This window comes from Gilliamella sp. B3022 (assembly GCF_028751545.1).
In the GTDB taxonomy this organism is placed as follows: Bacteria; Pseudomonadota; Gammaproteobacteria; order Enterobacterales; family Orbaceae; genus Gilliamella.
The window spans coordinates 1,156,905-1,180,486 of the sequence record NZ_CP071867.1; the positions used below are offsets into that span (position 1 = coordinate 1,156,905).

Genomic DNA, 23,582 nt, shown 5'->3' on the forward strand with positions numbered 1-23,582 from the left:
TCGACTACATTTGGAGTACCTTATGACAGAACAAGATAAAAATATGTCAGAAAATGATGCTAACATTGACACACAAACAGAAGAAATAACAGAACAACAAGCGTCAGATCAACCAGATTTTGAAGCGCAATTGAAAGCAAAAGATGTCCGAATTGCCGAGCTTGAACAAGCGTTACAATTAGCTAAAAAAAATGAAAGTGAAGCCATGATTCGTGCACGAGCTGAAATTGATAATGTCCGAAAACGTGTTGAGCAAGATGTCGATAAAGCTCGTAAGTTTGCTTTGGAAAAGTTTTCAAATGAACTATTGCCAGTTATCGATAATTTAGAACGTGCATTATTATCTACAGATAAAAATAATCCGGAACATCAAGCAACAGTTGAAGGATTAGAACTGACATTAAAATCATTCTTAGATACGGTCAAAAAATTCGGTATTGAAGTAGTCAGCACTGAAGATTCGCAATTAAATCCTGATGTTCACCAAGCCATTAGTATGGTTGAATCACCGGAACATCAATCAGGACAAATCGTTAATACTATCCAAAAAGGTTATACTTTAAATGGTCGGTTGATTCGCCCTGCGATGGTTATTGTTGCTAAATAATATCGTTGCTATACATTTGGTAGATGGTTTAACCGCCATTTATGGCGGTTAATTTTATTTATTACGTTGTTCTTCGCGCGTCAGTTTTTTCATCTTTTGTTCAATTCGTTGACGTTTTAATGGTGAAAGGTAATCCACAAATAATTTACCTTTTAAATGATCCATTTCGTGTTGGATACAGATTGCAAGTAGTTCATCGGCATCAATCTCATAAGGATTGCCATTACGATCAAGTGCTTTGATTTTAATTTTCTCCGCTCTTGGTACAAACCCACGACAATCCGGTATTGATAGGCAACCCTCCTCAATTCCTGTTTCTCCTTCTTTACTGATTACTTCAGGATTAATAATCACATAAAGTTGGCTTTTATCTTCAGATACATCAATCACAATAATTTGCTCATGAATATCTACTTGAGTTGATGCAAGGCCAATGCCTTTTTCGGCATACATAGTTTCAATCATATTATCTATGATTGTTTGTAACTCTGGTGAAAATTCGGTGACAGGTTTAGCAACTTTGCGGAGTCGCTCATCAGGGAAACGTAATACCGGTAAAATAGCCATAAATTCTTCGATTTACTCCTCAAAAATTAGGTTTGTTCAGTTTGTTAATCATTGTAAACATTTATCATGTCGTTGAATAGCCCTTGTTGGCTATTAGTAGTATTTATCTTATCGATTCAAAATATTAAATTTATCTAACAAGAGTGCAAAAAGTTATAATGAGTAAATATGAATTCTTATTGCGAATTTCAATGCTTGGACAAGGAAAGCTTGCTATATTAAAAAAAATTAGCCAGCTTTTTGAGTCAGGCTTACCTAATAAAATTAACAATCTTCCATTTTTACTTGAAAAATTAGCATTATCTGAAGCTCAACAAGCCAATTTTTTAGCGACTTCTTATTTACATTTTGAACCAATACTTGAGTGGTTAGATACATCTTATCCTAAAAAGGATTTGATTGCTTATTGTGATTTAGATTATCCAGTACTACTTAAGCAGATCAGTTCACCACCGCTATTTTTATTTGTTATGGGAAACCAGAAGCTATTACATTCCCCACAAATTGCTATGGTAGGTAGCCGTGAGTTTAGTGAATATGGCGCACAATGGGGTCGATATTTTGCTGGTGAATTAGCTATTAACGGCTTAACAGTCACTAGCGGACTAGCTCTGGGTTTGGATGCGATTTGTCATCGCGGTGCACTGGAGGTGTCAGGGCATACTATTGCAGTTTTGGGAAGTGGGCTTGCTCAGATTGCGCCGCGCTCAAATTTAAATTTAGCAAATGATATATTGGCTCAAGATGGTGCAATTGTGTCTGAATTTTTACCGTTTGAAAAAGCAAGAGCAGAATATTTTCCTCGACGTAACCGAATTATTAGTGGACTAAGTTTGGGTACTTTTGTCGTTGAAGCTTCAGAAAAAAGTGGCTCACTAATTACTGCCCGTTATGCACTTGAGCAAAATCGTGATGTATTTGCTTTGCCTGGTGATATTGATAATCAAAACTGTAGTGGAACGCATTATTTAATAAAGCAAGGAGCTTATTTAGTAACTGAGCCAATTGATATTTTAGAGCATTATAGTCGTTATTTATCAACAATTCATCGACAAGAACATAATCATGATGAGCACGATAACAGTATTTTATATCCTGAAATTTTTTCTGTAATTCATCATCAACCTATTGCTGTTGATACGATTGCAGCTTTGGTTGATTTAACGATTCCTGAACTTACTAGTAAATTATTAGATATGGAAATAGCAGGATTGATTATGACTGTAACTGGGGGATATATTCGCAAGCGAACGATCAAATAATGTATAAATTATTGTCAAAAAGTTTGAGGTAATGGGTGCGTTTGAGTATAAAGCCGCCGATATTTATCGGCGGTAAGAATAAATAATTATTCTTCAATTTCTAGTGCAATTTCAGACAAAATAATGCCAGTATTATCGGCATAAATAAAATCACCCGAAAAGAAGGTTACGCCACCAAAGTTAACCCGAATATCCACTTCGCCAATCCCTTGATTTTCAGCACCTACAGGAATTGCGGTAAGCGCTTGAATACCAATTTCAGCTTCTGCCAGATAATCAACTTGACGGACGGCACCATAGACAATAATTCCTTCCCATTGATTTTGTATAGCAATGTCAATTAATTCCGCATCAATTAACGCACGACGTACTGAACCACCGCCATCTATTACCAGAATTTTACCCGTACCGTCAGATTGTAGCGTTTCAAAGAGTAAACCGTTATCCTCAAAACATTTGACTGTCACAATTTGACCAGAAAAAGATGTCACGCCACCAAAATTACTAAATATAGGTTCCACTACGTTAACATCTTCTGGGTAGTAATCGCAAAGAATTGAAGTATCAAACTCCATTGTCAAGTCTCCTTTTGCTGTCGTATTTTAATACTATTAGTATAACGCTAACATCGAGTAAAACGATATTAAATTTAAATAAACGTGAACTAACTCATAATTATTCCCAAACAATAAAGTAAATTAATCAATAAAGCAAGTTTGACCATCTGTAATAGTAAAGGGAAGGCATCTTTTGCTGTTTTAAATTGAAAAACAGCATAAATATGTCTAATCAACCAAGGTAGACTGAACATAAATAGCCACCCCCAATAAGTTTGCAAGTAACTATAAGTGAACAAGCTAAATGAGCATATTGCGATCATCAATAGTAGCAGATGATAAAAGCGTCCAATCTCTTTACCAATTAATACTACTAGTGTTCGTTTATGATTCATTCTGTCGCTATCGATATCACGAAGATTATTGATATTTAATACAGCAACGGATAATAATCCACAGCCTAAAGCTGGTAAAATCATCGGCATTGATAATGCGTTAGTTTGTAAGTAATAGCTTCCTATTACACTAATTAGACCAAAAAAGATAAGTACAGATAGGTCTCCAAGACCTATATAACCATAAGGTTTTTTACCTACTGTATAAGTTATTGCTGCAATAATAGATAATAATCCTAATAATATAAAACAGAATAATTCATAAATATTATTACAAGCAAAAATAATTAAAATTAGTCCAAATAAAATACATAAAAAAATATTAATCCATAATGCTTTTTTTAATTGATTAAGCGTAATTAAACCTAGCTGTAAACCTCGTTTATGTCCAGCTAAATTCTGTTTATCACTGCCTTTAATGACATCGCCATAATCATTGGCTAGATTCGATAAAATTTGCAGTAACGATGCGGTAATCATCGATAATAACATAACCAATGGATCAAAAGATCCTTGCCAATATGCAAGTGCATTGCCCATCAAAATAGCGCAAAGTGATAAAACTAATGTTTTTGGGCGTAAACTAATAATCCATGGATAATATTTATTGGGCATACGACATATTACTTATTTTAAAAATTAAGCATTTATCATATCAGTAATCGATAATATATTCACGTTTTAGCATTAACTAATTGACAGTTTATTATTAACTTTTTAGTTTTTGTGGCGTAAAAAATTCTTCAGCTTTTTTAAATATCCTCTGACTTTTCCTTCTCGTAGTGCCGCAATAAAAAAGCCAAGTGAACCATACATTACACCGAGAAAGAGAATCATAAATATATTAGATACATTATCTAGCAGACCTAAACCCATCTGATTTACACCTGCAATCATATTCGTTGCCCATGTTGATGGTAGCATTCTCGATACTGTTTGAACCCATAAAGGCATAGCATCAAGTGGCCATATGGTACCAGATAAGTAAAATACTGGTGTTGTTAAAAATGCTAAAGTTAAATAGATCATCTCAGTTCGACGCAAACATTCAGTGAGCAATTTGCTTAAACCCAAAATTCCTAATAATAGAGGAAATGTCATGATAATGATTTCAGGTATGCTTGCTAATTGTCGATAGCCAAGTAGCCATGGCCATAATCCAAATAAGACGATAGACAAAAATAACCATATTGGAATAATCCCACATAAACTTCCGAATATAACAATCCTTGGTGGCTTGCCTTGTGGCAAGGAGTGTAAAGTGATATTGGTTCTCGTTGAGGCAATTAAAAAGGAGTGTTGCAGCAACATGACTAATAGTCCAGGAAAGGTTATCGCCGCAAAACTGATACCTGCATTATAAAGCGGCATCGTTTGCCCTTTTATTGGCGATAAAATGATATTAATCTGCGGATCAGAAAAACCACCATTACGCATTACCCGAGTATTATATTCGGTTAATATTTGTTGATATATTCCCTTAATATCGACTTGTATCAGACCATTAGCTAAACGGCTAGAGGCATCACCATAAGCAGGAATTGTTACCTCTTCACCGTTTAAAAGACGTTTTTCAAAATTTCTTGGAATGGTAAATACCGCAAATAATTTACGACTGTTAATATCATCATAAGCTTCTAATGAATTTTCATAAGTAACTACATCGATTTTAGAACTGGTATTCAAAGAACGAATTAAACTTCGACTCGTAGCAGTATGATCTTGATCGACTATGGCAACGGGTAAATTAGTGATAGTACCATTAAGATAAACTAAACTCATTAACGAGACAGACAATAACATCAATAACCACATTGGTCGCATTAGCATATAGAAAAACATTTTTACAGCTGAAGAAAAAAATAGCTTAAGCATCCAAATATTGCCTCTTACTGTGAATGTAAACGCTTGACTAAACGTTTCCTAACTAACACTGTAATTATTATTGGATAGATCATCAAAATACTACAGGTTTTTAATACGGATAGATAACTTGAATGCCGTAAAAAGAGATCAAACAATTTATTGAGTGCATAGGTTAAAGGCTCAAGTGACGAAATAAATCTTGCTATCCAAGGCATCGACAATTCAGGCACCACGACACCTGAATAAGTTAATGCAAGTCCCACCAATACCCCAATATAGGTATAGGCATCTAATACTGTTTTGGTAAATGTATAAAGTAAAATACCAATACTTTGTGCTGCAATCACATAAAAGAAAACCACCATCATCATAGCGAATGGCGAACCAGATACGCGCGCATCAGAAAATAAAACCAGCATTGCTATTTCAAACATCAATAACATGGTATACCAGATGGTATAAGGAGCGAGTTTACCTAATACAAATGGATAATTAGGTCGAGTTCGTTTAGGTAATTGCGATAGAATATGAATTGTTGTAGTAACCACAAATAATTGTAATAGATGCACTACCGCAGAGAACTGCTGGAAGTACATAGAGTTACCACTGGCATTAAATAACCCATCATAATTGAAATTAACTTGTGCAAGTTTGGGCACAGGCAAACCAATACTGGTTGCCATGGTGGTTCGATATTGGGTATTTAATGATGCAATTAATCCCGAATAATCCATTATTGAATATAAACCTGCACTATAATATAGTGCATTATAATAAAGCATTGGTGTTGGTTGGCGACCAGCTAACACATCGGCTTCAAAATTAGGTGGTATATAAAGAACGGCATAAATCTTGGCTTTCTCTAAATCATGCTCAGCCATTTTTAGCTGATTATCATAATTAATCAGATTTGCATGTGCACCAGCGTTCAGATCCCGTACTATTTCACGAGATAAAGTACTTTTATCTTGATCAACATAGCCTACAGGTAGATCAAATAGTACACCTTTATGAAAGATACTACTAATTAAAACAAAAATAATTAGCGGTAAAATCCACATTAACCAATGGAAAGTAAATCGCTTAAATATAACTGGTATTTCATCGTTAAAAGCATTTTTAAAGCGATGCCAGAAGTCTAAAATTAGTTGTCTATTTTCCATAATGTACTCATACCTGCGCGTAAGCCTTCTACAGGTTTAGTTGGATAAAGTCTAATTTCAAACGTTTTTAAATCAAAATCACCTGTCGCACGAGTTGCACGTTTTGTTGCATAATCACCCATTGGTGAAATAAAACGAACTTCCGCTTCCACTTCTTTATTACCAAGAGCTGGAACTTCCAACTTAATATGATCACCCTTGTGAATATTAGGCATAATATTTTCACGAATATTAAACACAAAATAAGCTTGTGGTAATCGAATAACGGTTAATAGTGGGCTATTAGCATTGAATAATTCTCCCACTTCAGCTGGAATCGAACCTATCTCTCCATCTACTGGAGCTTTAACTTGTAAGTCATCAAATTGGATCTGTAATTGCTTAAGTTGTTCTTCAGCTTCTTTCAATTTGGCATCATAGATTTGTCGTTGTTCAACACGGTCACCATTTCGAGCTTGATCTAAATTGGCTTGGGCTGACAAAACTTGTTGATAAGCTGCATCACGAGTTTTCAGCGCACTATCTAATATTGATTGTGATACAAAACCTTTTGCCGAAATGGCTTTATTACGATTGTACTCTTTTGAAGCATTGTCATAAGCTACTTTAGCTTGTTCCAATAACGCTTCATAATATCGGATACTTTCTTCACGTGTACCATGCTCAGATAGTGCTACTTGTGCTTGTGCTTGATCTCGTGCTGCTTCTGCCGCTCGAACTTGTGCTAAAAGCTCCGGACTATCAAGCGTAATTAAGACATCATTTTGTTTGACATCATCGCCACGATTGACATGAATAACTTGCACTCGCCCCTTTGCTTTTGAGGAAATGCTGACATTAGGCGCATCAACTTCGCCTTGCAAAAGAAGCTCTCTATTATGAGCACGGATTAAGATCGTCATCGAAATTAATATAACAATCAATGCTATAACAATAAAAATTTTTTTATTCATAAATTTGTTTTGAGTGACAATTGTAAGATAAGGCCTAAAGAACTAGGATAATTGTATGCAATAAAGAATTAACATACGTCATCAATGATATACTATATCATACGATATAGTATTTTATTCAAACAATCAAAGCTAAATTTTTATTCCAAAATAAAGATTACATGGAATAATTTACAACTATATTGGTCTACATTCTATTTCACCCTTAAATAAATTTCAATAATTCTAAACCACCATTTTAATAGATTTTATTTATGAATGTTATCAGTCAAAAGAAATAGATAAAAACCTACTTATTTAGTATGATATTATGTAATTGAAATAATAAGGCTTGATATATGCAAAAAATAATTATTATTGGTGGTGGTGCCGGCGGTTTAGAACTCGCTACTGACCTAGGTGATAAGTTAGGCAAAACGGACAAAGCTCAAATTACCTTAATTGATAAAAACAGTTATCATTTATGGAAACCATTATTACATGAAGTAGCAACGGGTGTACTTGATGAGCAAGTTGATAATATTTATTATGCATCTCAAGGACAACAGCATAATTTTGAATTTATCCAAGGTACCTTTACTGACCTTAATCGGGACCAAAAACAAATCACGATTATCAATCATCTAGATGAATCATTAGCTATTGATTATGACATTTTAGTGATTGCCATTGGTAGTACTTCTAACGATTTTGGTACACCTGGTGTTAAAGAACACTGTATCTTCTTAGACGATCAAAATGCAGCGATTCGCTTGCGAGAAACCTTAATTAATAAATTTACCAGTTTTTGTTCAATCATCGATAATGATCAAAGCACGGATGAAGACAAAATTCGGATTGCTATCGTTGGTGGTGGTGCAACTGGCGTTGAGTTAGCTTCTGAACTACCACATATGGTGCAAGCCTTTGGTGCCTGCGGTCGTAATAAGATGTGTTCCGATCTTCTAGATGTATCGGTTATTGAAGCAACAGATCGTATTTTACCAGCCCTCCCAGAAAAGACCGCGGCAAGTATTACTAAAACACTTGAAAAACAAGGTATCCATGTATTAACCAAGACCATGATTACTAAGGCTGAAAGTGATGGATTTTATCCAAAAGAAGGTGATACTATCAAAGCCGATATTATGATCTGGACTGCGGGTGTAAAAGCACCTGATTATTTGAAAGAAATTGCTGGGTTAGAGTCAAGTCGTTCAAATCAATTGGTGGTAAAACCAACATTGCAAACCTCTCGTGATGACAATATTTTTGTTATCGGCGATTGTGCTTACGCTATGCAAGACAATGGTCATGCTTCACCACCTACTGCTCAAGCCGCACATCAAATGGCAAAAATTTGTTACGAGAACATTATCAACATGCTCGATAATACACCATTAAAATCATTTAAATATACCGATAATGGCACAATCATTTCTTTACATGATACCGCGCAAGGTGTAGTTAAAATAGCCGGAAAAAGTGAAATGAGTGTTAAAGGATGGTTTGCGCTAATTATTCATCGAATGTTATATCGAATGCATCAAGCAAGTTTGTTAGGTATTTTCAAAACGATTCGTTTTGCTCGAGCCAGTAAATTTATGTACAAAACAAAATCGACATCCATTTTCTGCAATCGGGATTAGTTATTCAAAATACGATTTACAGCCTCTAAAACTTTTTAAGTGGCTGTTTTAGATTATATTAATATCGTAATCGATTAAATTTTATAGGTAGCAATTGAAGCGTTTTATTTTTGGTTTATCATTCGCTACCTACACTTCTTTAACAAATGATCAATCACCAAATTGGTTATATTATTTTTCAATTATCTCAATCAAACCAAACCAAAGCCTGAGCAAGCAACCAACTCACCTTATAACTATATGGAGATCATTTTTATTAAAAATGGTAAACTTCATGTTTTAAAGCAGCAAGTAAAGTTATTTAGATACAAGTTAGATAATTGGATAAATCTTTTAAAAAATCATACTTCATCACAGTAAGAGATCATTAATTTAAAAACGACTCACCCAAAAATTTGAAAACAAACCATACAATATTTGATTTGATGGGACTATAGTTATATTTACTTTTCAGAATTAGTTTAGAAAATTTATAATAAAGTATTTAAATTTAAAATTGTTTAAGTATAAACAATTAAAAATTTTTAACTTTTTATCACTATTTTAAAAAAATTAAAAGAGTACTATGGTAATAAAGAACCTATCAAGAATCGTAATTTCACTCTTAATTCACCATTATTAATCACTGTTGATAAGCGATAAGCACTAATAATTGATTTTAGCATTGCAGTAATTTTTTTATTGGTGCAAAGCTTTTACGATATAAATGGTTAACGCCATATTGTTCAATTGCGCTTAAATGGTCTTTTGTTGGATAACCCTTATGCTTGGCTAAACCATACTGCGGGTATAATCTATCAAGTTCGACCATTTCACGATCCCGAGTAACTTTAGCTAAAATTGATGCAGCACTGATTTCAGCAACTAATAGATCACCTTTAACGACTGATTGAGTTTGAATACCAAATTTAGGGCAACGATTACCATCGACTAAAACATAATTGGGTTTGATTTTTAAGCCAGACACCGCTCGCTGCATAGCCAGCATAGTGGCATGTAAAATATTTAATTGATCGATTTCAGCCACAGATGCTCTGGCAACACACCAAGCTAATGCATTGTCTTTTATTACTTCAAATAACTGTTCACGTTTTTTTTCAGTAAGTTTTTTTGAGTCTGTTAAACCAACGATAGGTTTAGTTGGATCTAAAATAACTGCTGCAGTAACAACATCGCCACATAACGGTCCTCTTCCAACTTCATCGACACCAGCTATTAACGTGGTATCAGGGTAAGTAAATTCCAATAACAATATAAATCCTCTAGCAGAGTTATTTTCAAACATTAATTCTTTAAAACATCTAATACTGCTTGTGCAGCTTGTTCATCAGCATTACAACGAATTTGTTTATGCAATGTGAGAAATGCATTTTTAACTTCTGTATTATCCCCTTCTAAAAAAGGGATAATATGATTGGCGATATTTTCTGGTGTGCAGTTATGCTGTAATAATTCAGGTACAAGCTCTTTACCCGCTAAAATATTAGGTAAAGAAACATAAGGCGTTTTGATTATTTTGTTAGCTAACCAAAAAGTGAAAGCTTTCATTTTATAACCTACCACCATTGGGCATTTGGCTAACATACATTCTAATGCTGCTGTTCCTGATGCCAATATAGCGGCATTACTTGAAATCATTGCTTCACGCGCTTGACCGTCTAATAGTTGTACTTTAAGATTGGGGGCGATTTTGGCTTTGATTTCTTCAAACTCTTTACGCCTTTTGGCATTTACTAAAGGTACCACAATGTGCAAATTAGGATAACGCTGGCGTAATAATTGTGCCGCTTTTAGAAATGGTTCTGAAAGCAAAGAGACCTCAGCATGACGACTTCCTGGCAATAAAGCTAAACAAAGACAATCGAGAGGAATGCCTAATTGCTGACGCATTATTTTTTGATCTGGATTTAGTGGGATATCATCAGCCATTTTATGACCAATAAAACGGCACGGAACATCAAACTTATCATAAAACGCTTTTTCAAACGGCAAGAAAGCTAAGATAAGGTTAGTATTACGTTTTATTTTAAAAACTCGTTTTTGCTTCCACGCCCAAACCGAAGGACTTACATAATGAATGGTTTTAATGCCAGCTTGTTTAAGTTTTCCTTCTAATGAAAGATTAAAATCAGGGGCATCAATACCGATAAAAATATCAGGTTTTAGCTCAATAAGTCGTTTAGTGATATCGCGACGAATAGCTAAAATACGACGTAGTCGACCTAATACTTCAATGACCCCCATAACCGAGAGTTCATCCATTTCGTACCAAGCTTTACATCCTTCAGCCTGCATTTGTGGTCCAGCAATTCCAATAAATTCAATATTGGGATAGTATTTTTTGAGTGCACGAATTAAACCAGCACCCAGAATGTCGCCAGAGGTTTCCCCAGCGACTAATGCAATTGTTAATGGTTTATTTATCATTAACGGATAATGCCACGAGTTGAACGTGAAAAGAAATCAATAAATAATTGAGCTTCAGGATTTTGTTTCGCTATGGTTTCAATTTCTACTTTGGCATCGTCTAATGTTAAGCCATTTCGATAAAGAACTTTATAACTATTACGAATCGCTTGCAAAGCCTCTTTACTAAATCCTCGGCGTTTTAAACCTTCATAATTTACGCCGTGTGGGCTTGCATGATTACCTTGGGCAATAATATAAGGTGGCACATCTTGAGCAACACCAGAGCATCCACCAACCATAACATGTGAACCAATAACACAAAATTGATGTACAGCAGTCATACCACCTATAATTACATAATCATCTAATTGGACATGCCCACCAAGCGTTGCATTATTGGCTAAAATACAATTATTACCAATAACACAATCATGAGCAACATGTGCATTAATCATAAATAAATTATCATTGCCAATACGCGTTAATTCACCACCTTGTAAAGTGCCACGGTGAATGGTTACACTTTCGCGAATCATGTTGCGATCACCAATTTCAGTGCGCGTTGGTTCACCACGATATTTTAAATCTTGGTTAACTTCGCCTATTGAAGTAAATTGATAAATTTGATTTTCTTTACCAATTTTAGTGTGACCATTGATGACTACATGTGATTTTAAAAAAGTCCCATCACCAATTTCAACATTCTCACCAACAAAGCAAAAAGGCCCAATTTTAACATTATTGCCAATATTAGCCCCTTTTTCTATTACTGAACTTGGATGTATTTCCGTTGCCATAGCCTTTCCTTAATACTGTTTCTGGGATATTTAAAATCAATATTATTTACGAGCACACATCATTTCGGCTTCGCAAACTAAATTACCATCAACAGTGGCAACACCATGGAATAAAGCAATGCCTCGACGTTCTTTGATATATTCAACGTCTAATACGAGTTGATCGCCTGGCACAACAGGGCGTTTAAAACGCGCTTTATCAATTGAAGCAAAGTAATAAAGCTGTCCGGGAGACAGTTCTTCAATACTTTTGAAGGCCAAAATACCAGTTGCTTGCGCCATCGCTTCTAAAATTAATACACCGGGTAAAATAGGTTTAGTGGGAAAATGACCCTGAAAAAATGGTTCATTTACAGTAACATTTTTTATCGCTTTTAATGTTTTACCTTTTTCATAATTGATTACACGGTCAACCATTAAAAATGGATAACGATGAGGTAATAAACTGATAATTTCTTCAATATCAAGGGTATTAAGTTCGGTAGTCAAAATAGCTATCCTTTTACATTATTTGCTATAAATTGTACTCATTATAACTGAGGATGCGGCTTTCACTCAAGAATGATTTGAATAGTGCTTTTCTTTTATACGAATCTGCTTATGCTATGTTATTATAATTTATTTACATAAATGATTTGTAAATACTATATTATCTTACATTAAATCATTTATAATAATTTGAATAATAAATTGAGATATAAAAGTTTCTAACTCGGAGAAGTAGTATGAAATCATTGATTAAAATGACATTAGTAAGTAGTGCAATCGTATTAGCATTGGTTGGGTGTGATGATAAAAAAAATACAACTGATAACAATGCTAGCACCAATAAAGTGACCATTTCAACTGATGCACAAAAAGAGGCTTATGCATTAGGTTCTTCATTTGCTTCATACATGGCGACAAATTTAGAGCAAAATGAAATTAATCCAGATAAAGAATATTTAATTAGTGGTTTTAATGAAACTTTCCGCGGTGCTTCTCAACTTTCAAAAGATGAAGTTAAAGATGTTTTAGAAGCATTTGGTAAACGTATTCAAGAAGAAAGCAAAGCTCGTTTTGAAAAAGAAAAAACGGAAAACACCGCTGCTGGTGATAAATTCCGTGAAGAATTTGCTAAACAAAAAGATGTTAAACAAACTAAATCAGGATTACTTTATCAAGTTATTAAAGAAGGTTCGAATCGCCATCCAAAAGCTGATGATACTGTTATTGTTCATTATACCGGTACTTTGACAGATGGTCGTAAATTCGATAGTTCTTATGACCGAGGTGAAACTGCAACTTTCCCTCTTAATGCCGTAATTAAAGGTTGGACTGAAGGAATTCAATTAATTGGTGTTGGTGGTAAAATCAAACTTGTTGTACCACCAGATTTAGCTTATGGAGATCAAAGCTTTCCGGGTCAAGATGATAAAGTTGGGATTCAACCAGCATCAACATTAGTGTTTGAAGTTGAATTACTTGGTATTGACGGCGATAACAATGATAAAGCTGAACAATCAAAACCCGATCAAAATAAAGTCAATGATAACGCAAAATAAAATTTAACTGATTGATTTTGAAAGATTCATTAAGTTATACACTTGTTATTATGGGTCCTGCATATGGGACCCAATCTGCTTATTGTGCCTATCAATTTGCACAAACTTTGCTATCTAGAACTTCCCATACGATTAAAAATATCTTTTTTTATGCAGATGGTATTTATAATGGTAATCGGTTTACCGATCCTGCTAGTGATGAATTTGATTTAGTTACGGCATGGCAAACGCTAGCCAAAGAATATTCTTTAACGTTAACTATTTGTGTTGCCGCCGCTCAAAGACGAGGAATTATTGAAAAAAATCTTGCGGATAATTTCCAGTTAACAGGTCTTGGTGAATTAAGTGTATCTATTGCCGAAACAGATCGAACTATTCAATTTTAGTACTAAGGCTATCAAATGAAAAAAGTTGCAATTATTATTAGTTCTCCACCTCATGGTAATGCTAAAGGTCGAGAAGCGTTGGATATTGCGTTGGCTGCATCGGCAATTAATCATATTTCTGTCTTTTTTGTTGATGATGGTGTATTTCATCTGTTACCTAACCAATCTCCAGAACAAATTTTAATGCGTGATTATATTGCGACATTAAATATGCTTGAACTTTATGATATTGAAGATGTGTATGTCTGCAAATCTTCACTTAATGCGAGAAACCTTGCTAAGGTAACACATAATATTGCTTGTAAAGTTATTAATAACCAATCATTAAACCAATTATTAACTATTCAAGAAGTAATTTTAACATTCTAATTTTTATACTTAAACATATACATAACCTGAAATTTTTTTACATATAAGATTTATAAATAGTGATATTCAATGGATTAGGGTTAATGTTATTTTTATGAGATTGAAAAGGAATGAAATAAAAAATCCACGTATTTTTGACTATATAAAAACGTGGATTTTTTTATCAATATAATTTTATTAATTTTTTACTATACTAATTTTTTCATATGATCGGCGATGTTTTCAGCTTGCTGACCAACTACAATTTGTACACCTGTTTTCCCTAATTTAATTACTGCCATAGCACCAAGGGCTTTTGCTGATTCTTCATCAACGAGATCTGTGTCTTTCACACTTAAACGTAATCGTGTAATACAAGAATCAATATTCGTTAGGTTTTCTTTACCACCAACAATGACTAAATATTGTTCTGCAAGTGCCGATACATCACCAACCGCTTCTTTAGGTGAGGTGTTTTCAGTTGATGGATTAGTTTCCACATCGTCTTCACGACCCGGTGTTTTTAAATTGAATTTGACAATCACAAAACGGAAAACTACATAGTAAACAACAAAGAACACTAGACCTTGAAGAATTAGCATATACCAATGTACAGCTAATGGATTACGTGATTGCAGTAACATATCAAGTAAACCTGCGCTAAATGCAAAACCTGAAATCCATTGTAAACTAGCAGCAATAAACAAAGAAATACCCGTTAAAATAGCATGTATTACATAAAGTACTGGAGCTACAAACATAAAGGCAAATTCTAACGGTTCAGTAATACCTGTAAAAAAAGCTGCGAAAGAAGCAGCTAACATAATCGAAGCCGTTTTTTCTTTATTTCCTTTTTTTGCTGTATGGTACATAGCTAATGCTGCTCCTGGTAAACCAAACATCATAATTGGGAAGAAGCCAGCTTGATAACGACCAGTAATGCCTGCAATTGCTTTACCGCTATCAATGGCATTTTGTCCAGCTAAGAAGTTAGGGATATCATTAATATCAGCAACGTTAAACCAGAATACTGAATTAAGTGCATGATGCAAACCAATAGGAATAAGTAGACGATTAAAAAAGCCATAGATACCTGCACCAATTGCTCCTAATCCTTTAATTTCATTACCAAATGCAACTAAGGCTTGATAAATATTTGGCCAAATGTAAAGCATTACAAAAGCAACAAATAGCATTACAAATGAAACAAGGATAGGTACCAGACGTTTACCACTAAAAAATGCAAGCGCTCTATGTAACTCAATATTACTAAAACGGTTATATATTTCAGAAGAAATTACACCGACTAAAATACCAATAAATTGGTTTTGATTAATTTTATTAAAAGCTTTAGAAACGTTATCAATTGGTGTGTTAGTTAATAATGATACTGAATCTGGAGATAGTAATGTTGTGATGACTAAAAAACCAACTAAGCCACTTAGTGCAGCAGCGCCATCTTTATCTTTAGACATGCCATATGCGATACCAATGGCAAATAGTATCGCCATATTATCGATAATTGCACCACCAGATTTAATTAAAAAAGCAGCAACAATACTATTTTGTCCCCATCCTTGAGGATCAATCCAGTATCCAATGCCGAGTAGTATTGCAGCCGCAGGTAAAACTGCTACAGGCACCATAAGCGAGCGCCCGATACGTTGCAAATAAGCTAAAATTCCCATAAGTTTACCTCATATAATTTTGGGGGAAATCTTAAAGATGATATTATCATCTTTAAGTGAATATAAATGATTCAGTACTATTTCACTCTATATTATTTTACTTCGCAAATTAATTATGTGTTTAATGTGACTTATGTCACGATTTTTTTTGATTAATTTAGTTAATATAGTAAAATACTATTAACATATTTTACTTATAAAAAAAAGAAGTTATTTTATTATATCAAAAGAGGTATTATCTCATGAGGCTTATTCCTTTACAAAATGCACAAGAAGTTGGTGCTTGGGTGGCACAGCGCATTGTGAACAAAATTAATGATTTCAAACCGACAGCGGATCGTCCGTTTGTTTTAGGATTACCAACAGGAAGCTCACCGTTGGTCATGTATCAACAACTTATTAAACAATATAAAGCAGGTAAGGTAAGTTTTAAACATGTGGTTACGTTTAATATGGATGAATACGTAGGACTTCCTGAAGATCATCCAGAAAGTTATCACACATTTATGTATGAAAATTTCTTTAACCATATTGATATTGATAAAAACAACATCCATATATTAAATGGTAATGCAGTAGATATTGACGAAGAATGCCGTCAGTATGAAGAGAAAATTAAAACTTATGGTAAAATCAATGTGTTCGTTGGTGGCGTTGGTCAAGATGGACATATTGCTTTTAACGAACCAGGTTCTTCACTTTGCTCTCGTACTCGAATTAAAACATTAACCGAAGATACACGAATTGCTAACTCTCGTTTTTTTGATAATGATGTTAATCAAGTGCCAAAACATGCACTGACTATTGGCGTTGCAACGTTAATGGATGCACAAGAAGTGATTTTATTAGTTTGTGGTCATAACAAGAGTTTAGCACTGCAGGCTGGAGTTGAAGGATCAGTTAATCACCTTTGGACTGTCACTGCGTTACAAATGCATCCAGCATCCCTTATTGTTTGTGATGAGCCAAGTACTGATGATCTTAAAGTAAAAACCTTAAAATATTTTAAACAAATGGAAGCTGATAATCTAAAAGTGACCGTTTTATAAAGGATAAATCAATGTACGCATTAACAAATTGTCGTATCTATACAGGTTATGAAATTCTTGAAAATCACGCCGTTATTATCGACGGCGATAAGATTACCAAAATCTGTAAACAAGACGAACTATCTGCAAGTATCACTATTGAAGATTTACAAAATGCTATTGTTGCGCCTGGGTTTATTGATATTCAAGTCAATGGTTGTGGTGGCGTGCAATTTAATGAAACACTCGATGCATTAAGTATTGAAACATTAGAAAAAATGCAAGCGACTAATCTTGCTTATGGATGTACGAGCTATTTACCGACTTTAATTACATCGACGGATGAATTCATGATAAAAGCGGTAAATGTGATGCGTGAATATTTAATTAAACACCCTAATCAAGCACTTGGTTTACATCTTGAAGGACCCTATATTAATCCTGAAAAGAAAGGTATCCATGATGAAAATATCATCCGTCAACCATCGCAAGAAATGATCGACTTTCTTTGTGATAATGCTGATGTTATTAAAATTATTACTCTAGCACCAGAAAAAGTTGAAAATAATTTTATTAAACAACTGGTTAACGCAGGAATTCATGTATCGGTAGGTCATTCCAATGGTCATTATGATGATTGTCGACGAGGTTTTAATGCTGGTATTCGTCTAGGCACGCATTTATTCAATGCTATGCCTTATATCACTGGGCGAGAACCCGGTGTAGTGGGTGCAATTTATGATGAATCTGATGTTTATGTTGGCATTATTGCCGATGGGCAACATGTTAGCTGGGCAAATATTCGAAATAGTCATAAAATCAAACAAGATCACTTGATTTTAATTACTGATGCTATGTTATTAGCTGGTTCGAATTTATCCTCAGGAGTATTTGCAGGCAAAACCATTTATTATAAAGACGGTCGTTGTGTTGATGAAAAAGGTACATTAGGGGGATCAGCTTTAACGATGATTGATGCAGTGAAAAATGCAGTCGAACATGTTGGTATTGCATTGGATGAGGCATTAAGAATGGCAACGCTTTATCCTGCTAAAGCAATCGGTGTTGATAAAACTCTTGGTAGCGTTAGCGAAGGTAAAATAGCCAACTTAGTTGTTTTTGACCGTAACTTTACTATTATTAAAACGGTTGTTAATGGAGAGATCAACAGCTAAAATATAAGATAATTAATGAAATATTGAGATATCATATGACCTTTAATTATCTAAACTTAGTTGGAAATGCTGATCTTATCAAACAGCTAAATTATGCCATGATTTATCGTTTGATTGTTCAGCATGCTCCTATTTCTCGTATTCAATTGGCTGAAATTAGCCATTTAGCGCCAGCCAGCATTACTAAAATTACTCGCCAATTGATTAAGAAAAAACTGATTAGAGAGGTTGATGCACAACAATCAACGGGAGGTCGTCCTGCCGTTTCAATTGAAGCTAAATTCAACTATTATCAGACTATTGCTGTTCAGCTCAGCCGTTCACATGTAACAATTGAGCTTTATGATATTGGTGGTAATTGTTTAGCATCGAGTGTATGTCCATTAACGCACTTCACTCAGGAATTTACGCAAAAATATTTGATTGGATTAATTGAGCAATTTATCCAAGATAACAGTAAAAGAATTAAAAATCTTATAGCAATATCCGTAGTTCTTCCTGGATTGATTGATTCTGTACATGGTATTGTTCGTTATACTCCTCATATTCAAGTTAAAGAATGGTCATTAGCTGAAGAACTACAAAAACAATTCAATGTTTCAATCTTTTTAGGGAATGATATTCAAAGTTTAGCTTTAGCTGAAAGTTATTTTGGTACGACACAAAATGTGGATGATTCTATTCTCATTCGTGTCCATCGGGGGGTCGGATCAGGTGTTATTGTTAATCAACAATTACTGACAAATCATAATCAAAGTGGTTGTGAAGTTGGTCATATTCAAGTTGATGCGTTAGGTGATCGATGCCACTGTGGTAATTTTGGTTGCTTAGAAAATCGTGTAGTCAATGATGCTATTGAACATCGTGCAAAACAGATGATTGAACAAGGCTACCCAACCAGATTATCTCGGGACGAATGTAATATAGCTAATATTTGTCATTATGCAAATCAAGGTGATGAACTGGCAATAAAGTTAGTCAAAGATGCTGGTGAGAATCTTGGTCGTGCGGTTGCAATGATGGTAAATATTTTTAATCCGCAACGAATTGTGTTAGCGGGTGAATTAACTAAATCACCAGAAGTATTGTTAAATGCGGTAAACAGCGCATTAAATGCACAAAGTTTAGAGGAATTAAGAAAAAATCTTACTATCAATTGTTCATCACTTGATGACCGATCCGCAATTGGTGCATTTGCATTAGTACAACAAGCATTATTCAACGGTTCGCTCCTGATGTTGTTGTTAGAAAACACTGTGACAATCTAGTACATGTTTAATATAAAAAAGCCCATTAATTGGGCTTTTTTGTTAATTAAGCTAAAATACGAAGCATTCTTCTTAATGGTTCAGCCGCACCCCATAATAATTGATCACCAACAGTAAAGGCTGATAAATAATCTTTACCCATATTAAGTTTACGTAAACGCCCAACAGGTGTAGTTAATGTACCTGTAACAGCAGCAGGAGTCAGCTCACGCATTGAAAGATCTCGATCGTTTGGAATAACTTTAACCCAATCATTATGCGCAGCAAGTAATTTTTCAACTTCTGGAACACTGATGTCTTTTTTAAGCTTAATCGTAAACGATTGACTATGACAACGTAATGCACCAATACGAACACAAAGACCGTCAACTGGAATAATCTGGCTAGTATTTAAAATTTTATTGGTTTCAGCTTGGCCTTTCCATTCTTCTTTACTTTGACCATTGTCTAAAGCTTTATCAATCCAAGGAATTAAACTACCGGCTAATGGGACCCCAAAATTATCGGTTGGTAGGCTGCCATCTCGCATTTTTTGGGTAACTTTGCGTTCAATATCTAAAATAGATGAGCGAGGATCTTGAAGCTCTTTAGCTACTTCAGCATTAAGCATTCCCATTTGTGTTAATAACTCCCGCATATGGCGAGCTCCACCGCCAGAAGCGGCTTGGTAAGTCGAAACGGATATCCAATCAACTAAATTTTCAGCAAACAGCCCACCTAATGACATTAACATCAAACTTACCGTACAGTTCCCACCAACAAAGGTTTTGATACCTCTATCTAACGCTTTATGAATATTAGCTTTATTGACTGGATCAAGAACAATAATAGCCTCATCTTCCATTCGTAGAGTTGAAGCTGCATCAATCCAATAACCTTGCCAGCCCGTTGCACGCAATTTTTTATAAATTTCAGAAGTATAATCACCACCTTGGCAAGTCACAATCATATCTAATGATTTTAATGCATCAATATTATCTGCGCTTTGTAATGTTCCTGTTTTACCGTTAAAAGTAGGTGCAGCTTGACCAGCTTGTGATGTAGAAAAGAAAACAGGATTGATATAATCAAAATCATGTTCTTCAACCATACGTTGCATAAGAACAGAACCAACCATTCCACGCCAACCAACAAAACCAACATTTTTCATAGTTTATTTCCAATAAGTAGATGTTATATAGGTAAAGATTATCTACTATTAAAACAAAATATTGCCATAAAACAAGTAAGATAAGAATTATTTTTATAGGCACTGATAGGATAACGTGGTGTTATATACGTTAAGTTTAATTTAAATTGATTTATTCATGAATAAAGGCAAATCATATTTTTATTGCTTATAAAAAATTGATCTGCCTTTTCACAACAAGTTTTATGCTTTACTGTCAAATAGAATGTTTAAAAGTCCTCATCTTGGATATTATTGTTCATTATTGAAGCAATATTATACCGCTCAATGCCTTGTACCGATGCTTCAATGATTTCTGATAATAAGTCATTTAGACTAATTTCATCAGTTCTTAGCATAAAAGTTGTTAACAACATTGGTATATTAACACCAGTTATTACCTCTAAATTTTGGTGATCAGCCATTTGCTTAACCAATGTATTAAATGGTGTGCCACCTTTTAAATCAACTAAGCATAAAATTTGTGGACATTGCTGCGATAACAGCTTAATTTGATGCTCAATTTGCTGTTGAAAGTCATCTAATGATTGTCCCATTGAGAACGATACAGCTTCACATAGAGTTTGTTTACCACAGATCATTTCTGCTGATTCAACTAGGCTTTTAGCTGATGAACCATGGGTACTTACTAATACAGCAATCATTGTTAAGGTACTCCTTTAGTAATCAAGGCAACGATAATAACGACGAATCGTCATAGGATGACGATTTAAATATTCAACATAAGCATCAATACGATTATTAATGGTACGGAAGACAAACGGTGAAAGATTTCCACGATATTTTTCTGATATACCAGGTAATTCATAGTCTTTAGTATCGATTATGGTGTAATTACCACAGATTTGAGGTAGGAATTTAGCTACTCTTTCACTTAATGAGCGCTGTGTATCTTCACCAACATAAACAGTGACTGCTGTATCACGATCAATGACTTCTAACGTACCATGGAAAAATTCTGCTGATTCAATGGATTTTGAGCGTAACCAATGTTGTTCCTCCCAATAACACATAGCATGAGAATACGTTGCTCCCCATTGATTACCCGCACCAACAAAATAGTGCATAGTGTCGTTATGGTGTTTTTCAGCAACTTCTCGCCCAAATTTATCGGCTTTTTTGGCAACAGCAACAATATTTTTAGCAAAATGTTGATCCATTTCTTGATAAAACTCATCATAGTCAGGGAACTCACCGGCTAAATACATTAAACGATCAGCTGTCATAAAGAATTTTAATTGTTCATTCATTGGGTAAGTAATAACATGATGTGCCATTTTCCCTAATGGGGTATCGGCTTTATCCATAAAAGCTAATACGGTTGACCCAACTTCTTTTTGAATTTTTTCAATAGCTGCAACGACTTCCTGTGTGGTACCCGTGACAGATGAAATAATGATCAATGTGTCTTTAGTGATACGTTTGTTTCCTGTTACTAGATATTCAGCCGCATGTTGAACAAACGTTTCAATGGCTGTTTTTTCTTTCATATGAACAACTGCTTGCATTGATGATGCATACGTACCACCAATACCTAACCAGCAAACATTACTATAACCACGATCGTGGATTTTATCAATAAATTCATTAATTTGTGGTCTTAATGCTAAAGCACCATTCATGCTGTCTAATTCTTTCTTTTCGTCATATTTTCTCATTTTTAAATCCTCTTAATTTTAGAACTAGTTATTTCATCAAATTCTGGATAGGCCGATTTTTCAAGATTATGACCTTTTAATCTTGAAACTTGGTAACTTAATAGATGAATAGGAACAGTCATAAATAATGATGCGTATAGTTCATCTATATCAACATTAAGGCACAAGTCCTCTTCTTTAAGATTGTTACTACTATTGGCGTAAATGGTTGAAATATTTTTAACATGTTTATTTAAAAAGACTTTTAATAATTTCGCTCTCTGATCTAACTGACCATGGGGTTCAAGAAACACAATATGATCATCTTCATGTAATCCTAAATATGGACCATGCATGTATTCTTCGAGTTCTTTACCAAAAGCTGTATTGCGTACTGTTTCCGTAAATTTTGTTTCCGCTTCTCTAGCAACTCCATAAGTTGCACCATAACCAATAAATATCACTCTTTTAGCATGATAAAATTGATGTTGGCATTGATTAACCCATACTTGGGATTGTTCAATGACTTTAGGAAGTAAATGAGTAACTTTCTGAAATTGCTCTATATAGTGGTTAAATTGAACATCACTAACACTGTCATTTTTTTGAGCAATTACTAGAGAGATCAATATTAAATCTAGAATGGTTACGCTATAACCAGCACTGACATAAGGCATCTCCTCAACTGGAATTCCCATAGATAAGACATGATGACTAATTTTATACAGTGGGCTATTGGAATTGCTGGTAAGCGTATAGATGGTTTGGTTGTTTTTTATAAATTGTTCTACTAAATGAATGATTGAATAACTTTCTCCACCTTGCGAAACAGCAATATACAAAGTATTAGGATCACGGTAATGTAAATAATTAGCAGCGATAGAAGGATCTTCAATATAAACAGGTATCTTTAAGATTTTACTCATTAAAGGTCTTGCACCATAAGCTGCGTTGGAACTTGAACCTGTTGCAAATATAACAATTGAGCTAAGTTGTTTAATTTTACTCAGGTCAATATTTTGGGTGAATAGTGCTTGATAATTATCTAAAATGTTCTGATAATATTCAGGCTCTAAGGCAACATAATCAGCGATACTTTTCATTTTTTCTCCTTA

Annotated in this window: 24 protein-coding genes; 9 read left to right on the forward strand and 15 right to left on the reverse strand. The window is 34.3% G+C overall.

The genetic code is table 11. From position 1 onward, the window contains the following. Positions 1–22: 22 nt before the first annotated feature. Positions 23–607 (forward strand): nucleotide exchange factor GrpE, encoded by a 585-nt coding sequence (grpE, locus tag J4T76_RS05205; protein WP_267341083.1) that lies wholly within the window; start codon positions 23–25, stop codon positions 605–607. Between the two features lie 54 nt (positions 608–661). Here the strand turns inward: grpE and def are convergent, their stop codons facing one another. Beyond that, entirely contained in the window at positions 662–1,174 is a 513-nt protein-coding gene (gene def, locus J4T76_RS05210; RefSeq protein ID WP_267341084.1) for a peptide deformylase, read from the reverse strand. Between the two features lie 158 nt (positions 1,175–1,332). On the opposite strand from def, the gene dprA reads away from it, so the two are divergent. After that, positions 1,333–2,436 carry a DNA-processing protein DprA gene (dprA, locus tag J4T76_RS05215; protein ID WP_267341085.1) on the forward strand — a complete coding sequence of 368 codons (1,104 nt, stop codon included), beginning with the start codon at positions 1,333–1,335 and terminating at the stop codon, positions 2,434–2,436. A gap of 86 nt (positions 2,437–2,522) precedes the next feature. Here dprA and rraA read toward each other — a convergent pair whose 3' ends face one another. The 5 genes from rraA to J4T76_RS05240 form a co-directional block, all read right to left on the reverse strand. Next, complete coding sequence (rraA, locus tag J4T76_RS05220) at positions 2,523–3,011, reverse strand: ribonuclease E activity regulator RraA (protein WP_267341087.1); 489 nt, start codon at positions 3,009–3,011, stop codon at positions 2,523–2,525. Between the two features lie 89 nt (positions 3,012–3,100). Beyond that, positions 3,101–4,003: a 1,4-dihydroxy-2-naphthoate polyprenyltransferase gene (locus tag J4T76_RS05225; protein WP_267354785.1), complete on the reverse strand. Its 903-nt coding sequence runs from the start codon at positions 4,001–4,003 to the stop codon at positions 3,101–3,103. Between the two features lie 102 nt (positions 4,004–4,105). Next, entirely contained in the window at positions 4,106–5,263 is a 1,158-nt protein-coding gene (locus J4T76_RS05230; RefSeq protein WP_267341090.1) for an ABC transporter permease, read from the reverse strand. 14 nt (positions 5,264–5,277) lie between these two features. Next, complete coding sequence (locus tag J4T76_RS05235) at positions 5,278–6,417, reverse strand: ABC transporter permease (RefSeq protein ID WP_267341091.1); 1,140 nt, start codon at positions 6,415–6,417, stop codon at positions 5,278–5,280. Continuing rightward, positions 6,399–7,370, reverse strand: coding sequence for an HlyD family secretion protein (locus J4T76_RS05240; RefSeq protein WP_267341092.1), 972 nt, complete (start codon positions 7,368–7,370; stop codon positions 6,399–6,401). Before J4T76_RS05240 ends, J4T76_RS05235 begins: the two co-directional genes overlap by 19 nt. A 338-nt stretch (positions 7,371–7,708) precedes the next feature. Between J4T76_RS05240 and J4T76_RS05245 the strand changes: the two genes are divergently transcribed. After that, on the forward strand, positions 7,709–8,998 hold the full coding sequence (locus J4T76_RS05245; protein WP_267354781.1) for an NAD(P)/FAD-dependent oxidoreductase: 1,290 nt from the start codon (positions 7,709–7,711) through the stop codon (positions 8,996–8,998). Between the two features lie 658 nt (positions 8,999–9,656). Here J4T76_RS05245 and rnhB read toward each other — a convergent pair. From rnhB to fabZ, 4 genes are read right to left on the reverse strand one after another with little or no spacing between them, the layout of a single operon-like run. Continuing rightward, a complete protein-coding gene (gene rnhB, locus J4T76_RS05250; RefSeq protein ID WP_416380263.1) occupies positions 9,657–10,244 on the reverse strand; it encodes a ribonuclease HII in 588 nt (195 codons plus the stop codon). 38 nt (positions 10,245–10,282) lie between these two features. Continuing rightward, positions 10,283–11,425, reverse strand: a complete 1,143-nt coding sequence (lpxB, locus tag J4T76_RS05255; RefSeq protein WP_267355945.1) for a lipid-A-disaccharide synthase — start codon at positions 11,423–11,425, stop codon at positions 10,283–10,285. Continuing rightward, positions 11,425–12,204: an acyl-ACP--UDP-N-acetylglucosamine O-acyltransferase gene (lpxA, locus tag J4T76_RS05260; RefSeq protein WP_267355947.1), complete on the reverse strand. Its 780-nt coding sequence runs from the start codon at positions 12,202–12,204 to the stop codon at positions 11,425–11,427. Before lpxA ends, lpxB begins: the two co-directional genes overlap by 1 nt. Positions 12,205–12,246: 42 nt before the next feature. Beyond that, positions 12,247–12,693, reverse strand: a complete 447-nt coding sequence (gene fabZ / locus J4T76_RS05265; protein WP_267341098.1) for a 3-hydroxyacyl-ACP dehydratase FabZ — start codon at positions 12,691–12,693, stop codon at positions 12,247–12,249. A 236-nt stretch (positions 12,694–12,929) separates the two neighbouring features. Between fabZ and fkpA the strand changes: the two genes are divergently transcribed. The 3 genes from fkpA to tusC are packed head-to-tail and all read left to right on the forward strand — an operon-like array spanning position 12,930 to position 14,503. Then, positions 12,930–13,748, forward strand: coding sequence for an FKBP-type peptidyl-prolyl cis-trans isomerase (gene fkpA / locus J4T76_RS05270; protein ID WP_267341099.1), 819 nt, complete (start codon positions 12,930–12,932; stop codon positions 13,746–13,748). Between the two features lie 17 nt (positions 13,749–13,765). Then, positions 13,766–14,134: a sulfurtransferase complex subunit TusD gene (tusD, locus tag J4T76_RS05275; RefSeq protein WP_267341101.1), complete on the forward strand. Its 369-nt coding sequence runs from the start codon at positions 13,766–13,768 to the stop codon at positions 14,132–14,134. A gap of 15 nt (positions 14,135–14,149) precedes the next feature. Next, positions 14,150–14,503, forward strand: a complete 354-nt coding sequence (tusC, locus tag J4T76_RS05280; protein ID WP_267341103.1) for a sulfurtransferase complex subunit TusC — start codon at positions 14,150–14,152, stop codon at positions 14,501–14,503. A 188-nt stretch (positions 14,504–14,691) separates the two neighbouring features. On the opposite strand, the gene nagE is transcribed toward tusC, so the two are convergent. Next, on the reverse strand, positions 14,692–16,170 hold the full coding sequence (gene nagE, locus J4T76_RS05285; RefSeq protein WP_267341104.1) for an N-acetylglucosamine-specific PTS transporter subunit IIBC: 1,479 nt from the start codon (positions 16,168–16,170) through the stop codon (positions 14,692–14,694). A 242-nt stretch (positions 16,171–16,412) separates the two neighbouring features. On the opposite strand from nagE, the gene nagB reads away from it, so the two are divergent. From nagB to J4T76_RS05300, 3 genes are read left to right on the forward strand one after another with little or no spacing between them, the layout of a single operon-like run. Continuing rightward, entirely contained in the window at positions 16,413–17,219 is an 807-nt protein-coding gene (gene nagB / locus J4T76_RS05290; protein WP_267341105.1) for a glucosamine-6-phosphate deaminase, read from the forward strand. 11 nt (positions 17,220–17,230) lie between these two features. Further along, the gene (gene nagA / locus J4T76_RS05295; protein ID WP_267341106.1) at positions 17,231–18,373 is read left to right on the forward strand and encodes an N-acetylglucosamine-6-phosphate deacetylase; all 1,143 of its coding nucleotides are present in this window, start codon (positions 17,231–17,233) and stop codon (positions 18,371–18,373) included. A 35-nt stretch (positions 18,374–18,408) separates the two neighbouring features. Beyond that, positions 18,409–19,641: an ROK family protein gene (locus tag J4T76_RS05300; protein ID WP_267341108.1), complete on the forward strand. Its 1,233-nt coding sequence runs from the start codon at positions 18,409–18,411 to the stop codon at positions 19,639–19,641. Positions 19,642–19,687: 46 nt separating this feature from the next. Here J4T76_RS05300 and asd read toward each other — a convergent pair whose 3' ends face one another. The 4 genes from asd to J4T76_RS05320 all read right to left on the reverse strand — a co-directional run bounded on the left by asd (position 19,688) and on the right by J4T76_RS05320 (position 23,570). Continuing rightward, positions 19,688–20,791 (reverse strand): aspartate-semialdehyde dehydrogenase, encoded by a 1,104-nt coding sequence (asd, locus tag J4T76_RS05305; protein WP_267341109.1) that lies wholly within the window; start codon positions 20,789–20,791, stop codon positions 19,688–19,690. Between the two features lie 248 nt (positions 20,792–21,039). Next, positions 21,040–21,474 (reverse strand): PTS sugar transporter subunit IIA, encoded by a 435-nt coding sequence (locus tag J4T76_RS05310; RefSeq protein WP_267345841.1) that lies wholly within the window; start codon positions 21,472–21,474, stop codon positions 21,040–21,042. 15 nt (positions 21,475–21,489) lie between these two features. Then, the gene (locus tag J4T76_RS05315) at positions 21,490–22,488 is read right to left on the reverse strand and encodes an SIS domain-containing protein (RefSeq protein ID WP_267341112.1); all 999 of its coding nucleotides are present in this window, start codon (positions 22,486–22,488) and stop codon (positions 21,490–21,492) included. A gap of 2 nt (positions 22,489–22,490) precedes the next feature. Beyond that, positions 22,491–23,570: an SIS domain-containing protein gene (locus J4T76_RS05320; RefSeq protein WP_267341114.1), complete on the reverse strand. Its 1,080-nt coding sequence runs from the start codon at positions 23,568–23,570 to the stop codon at positions 22,491–22,493. Positions 23,571–23,582: the final 12 nt, after the last annotated feature.

What these genes read in the sequence shown, in the direction of transcription:
- grpE (WP_267341083.1), top strand. Translation starts at nt 23, where the DNA reads ATGACAGAACAAGATAAAAATATGTCAGAAAATGATGCTAACATTGAC.
- def (WP_267341084.1), bottom strand. Translation starts at nt 1,174, where the DNA reads ATGGCTATTTTACCGGTATTACGTTTCCCTGATGAGCGACTCCGCAAA.
- dprA (WP_267341085.1), top strand. Translation starts at nt 1,333, where the DNA reads ATGAGTAAATATGAATTCTTATTGCGAATTTCAATGCTTGGACAAGGA.
- rraA (WP_267341087.1), bottom strand. Translation starts at nt 3,011, where the DNA reads ATGGAGTTTGATACTTCAATTCTTTGCGATTACTACCCAGAAGATGTT.
- J4T76_RS05225 (WP_267354785.1), bottom strand. Translation starts at nt 4,003, where the DNA reads ATGCCCAATAAATATTATCCATGGATTATTAGTTTACGCCCAAAAACA.
- J4T76_RS05230 (WP_267341090.1), bottom strand. Translation starts at nt 5,263, where the DNA reads ATGCTTAAGCTATTTTTTTCTTCAGCTGTAAAAATGTTTTTCTATATG.
- J4T76_RS05235 (WP_267341091.1), bottom strand. Translation starts at nt 6,417, where the DNA reads ATGGAAAATAGACAACTAATTTTAGACTTCTGGCATCGCTTTAAAAAT.
- J4T76_RS05240 (WP_267341092.1), bottom strand. Translation starts at nt 7,370, where the DNA reads ATGAATAAAAAAATTTTTATTGTTATAGCATTGATTGTTATATTAATT.
- J4T76_RS05245 (WP_267354781.1), top strand. Translation starts at nt 7,709, where the DNA reads ATGCAAAAAATAATTATTATTGGTGGTGGTGCCGGCGGTTTAGAACTC.
- lpxB (WP_267355945.1), bottom strand. Translation starts at nt 11,425, where the DNA reads ATGATAAATAAACCATTAACAATTGCATTAGTCGCTGGGGAAACCTCT.
- lpxA (WP_267355947.1), bottom strand. Translation starts at nt 12,204, where the DNA reads ATGGCAACGGAAATACATCCAAGTTCAGTAATAGAAAAAGGGGCTAAT.
- fkpA (WP_267341099.1), top strand. Translation starts at nt 12,930, where the DNA reads ATGAAATCATTGATTAAAATGACATTAGTAAGTAGTGCAATCGTATTA.
- tusC (WP_267341103.1), top strand. Translation starts at nt 14,150, where the DNA reads ATGAAAAAAGTTGCAATTATTATTAGTTCTCCACCTCATGGTAATGCT.
- nagE (WP_267341104.1), bottom strand. Translation starts at nt 16,170, where the DNA reads ATGGGAATTTTAGCTTATTTGCAACGTATCGGGCGCTCGCTTATGGTG.
- nagB (WP_267341105.1), top strand. Translation starts at nt 16,413, where the DNA reads ATGAGGCTTATTCCTTTACAAAATGCACAAGAAGTTGGTGCTTGGGTG.
- nagA (WP_267341106.1), top strand. Translation starts at nt 17,231, where the DNA reads ATGTACGCATTAACAAATTGTCGTATCTATACAGGTTATGAAATTCTT.
- J4T76_RS05300 (WP_267341108.1), top strand. Translation starts at nt 18,409, where the DNA reads ATGACCTTTAATTATCTAAACTTAGTTGGAAATGCTGATCTTATCAAA.
- asd (WP_267341109.1), bottom strand. Translation starts at nt 20,791, where the DNA reads ATGAAAAATGTTGGTTTTGTTGGTTGGCGTGGAATGGTTGGTTCTGTT.
- J4T76_RS05310 (WP_267345841.1), bottom strand. Translation starts at nt 21,474, where the DNA reads ATGATTGCTGTATTAGTAAGTACCCATGGTTCATCAGCTAAAAGCCTA.
- J4T76_RS05315 (WP_267341112.1), bottom strand. Translation starts at nt 22,488, where the DNA reads ATGAGAAAATATGACGAAAAGAAAGAATTAGACAGCATGAATGGTGCT.
- J4T76_RS05320 (WP_267341114.1), bottom strand. Translation starts at nt 23,570, where the DNA reads ATGAAAAGTATCGCTGATTATGTTGCCTTAGAGCCTGAATATTATCAG.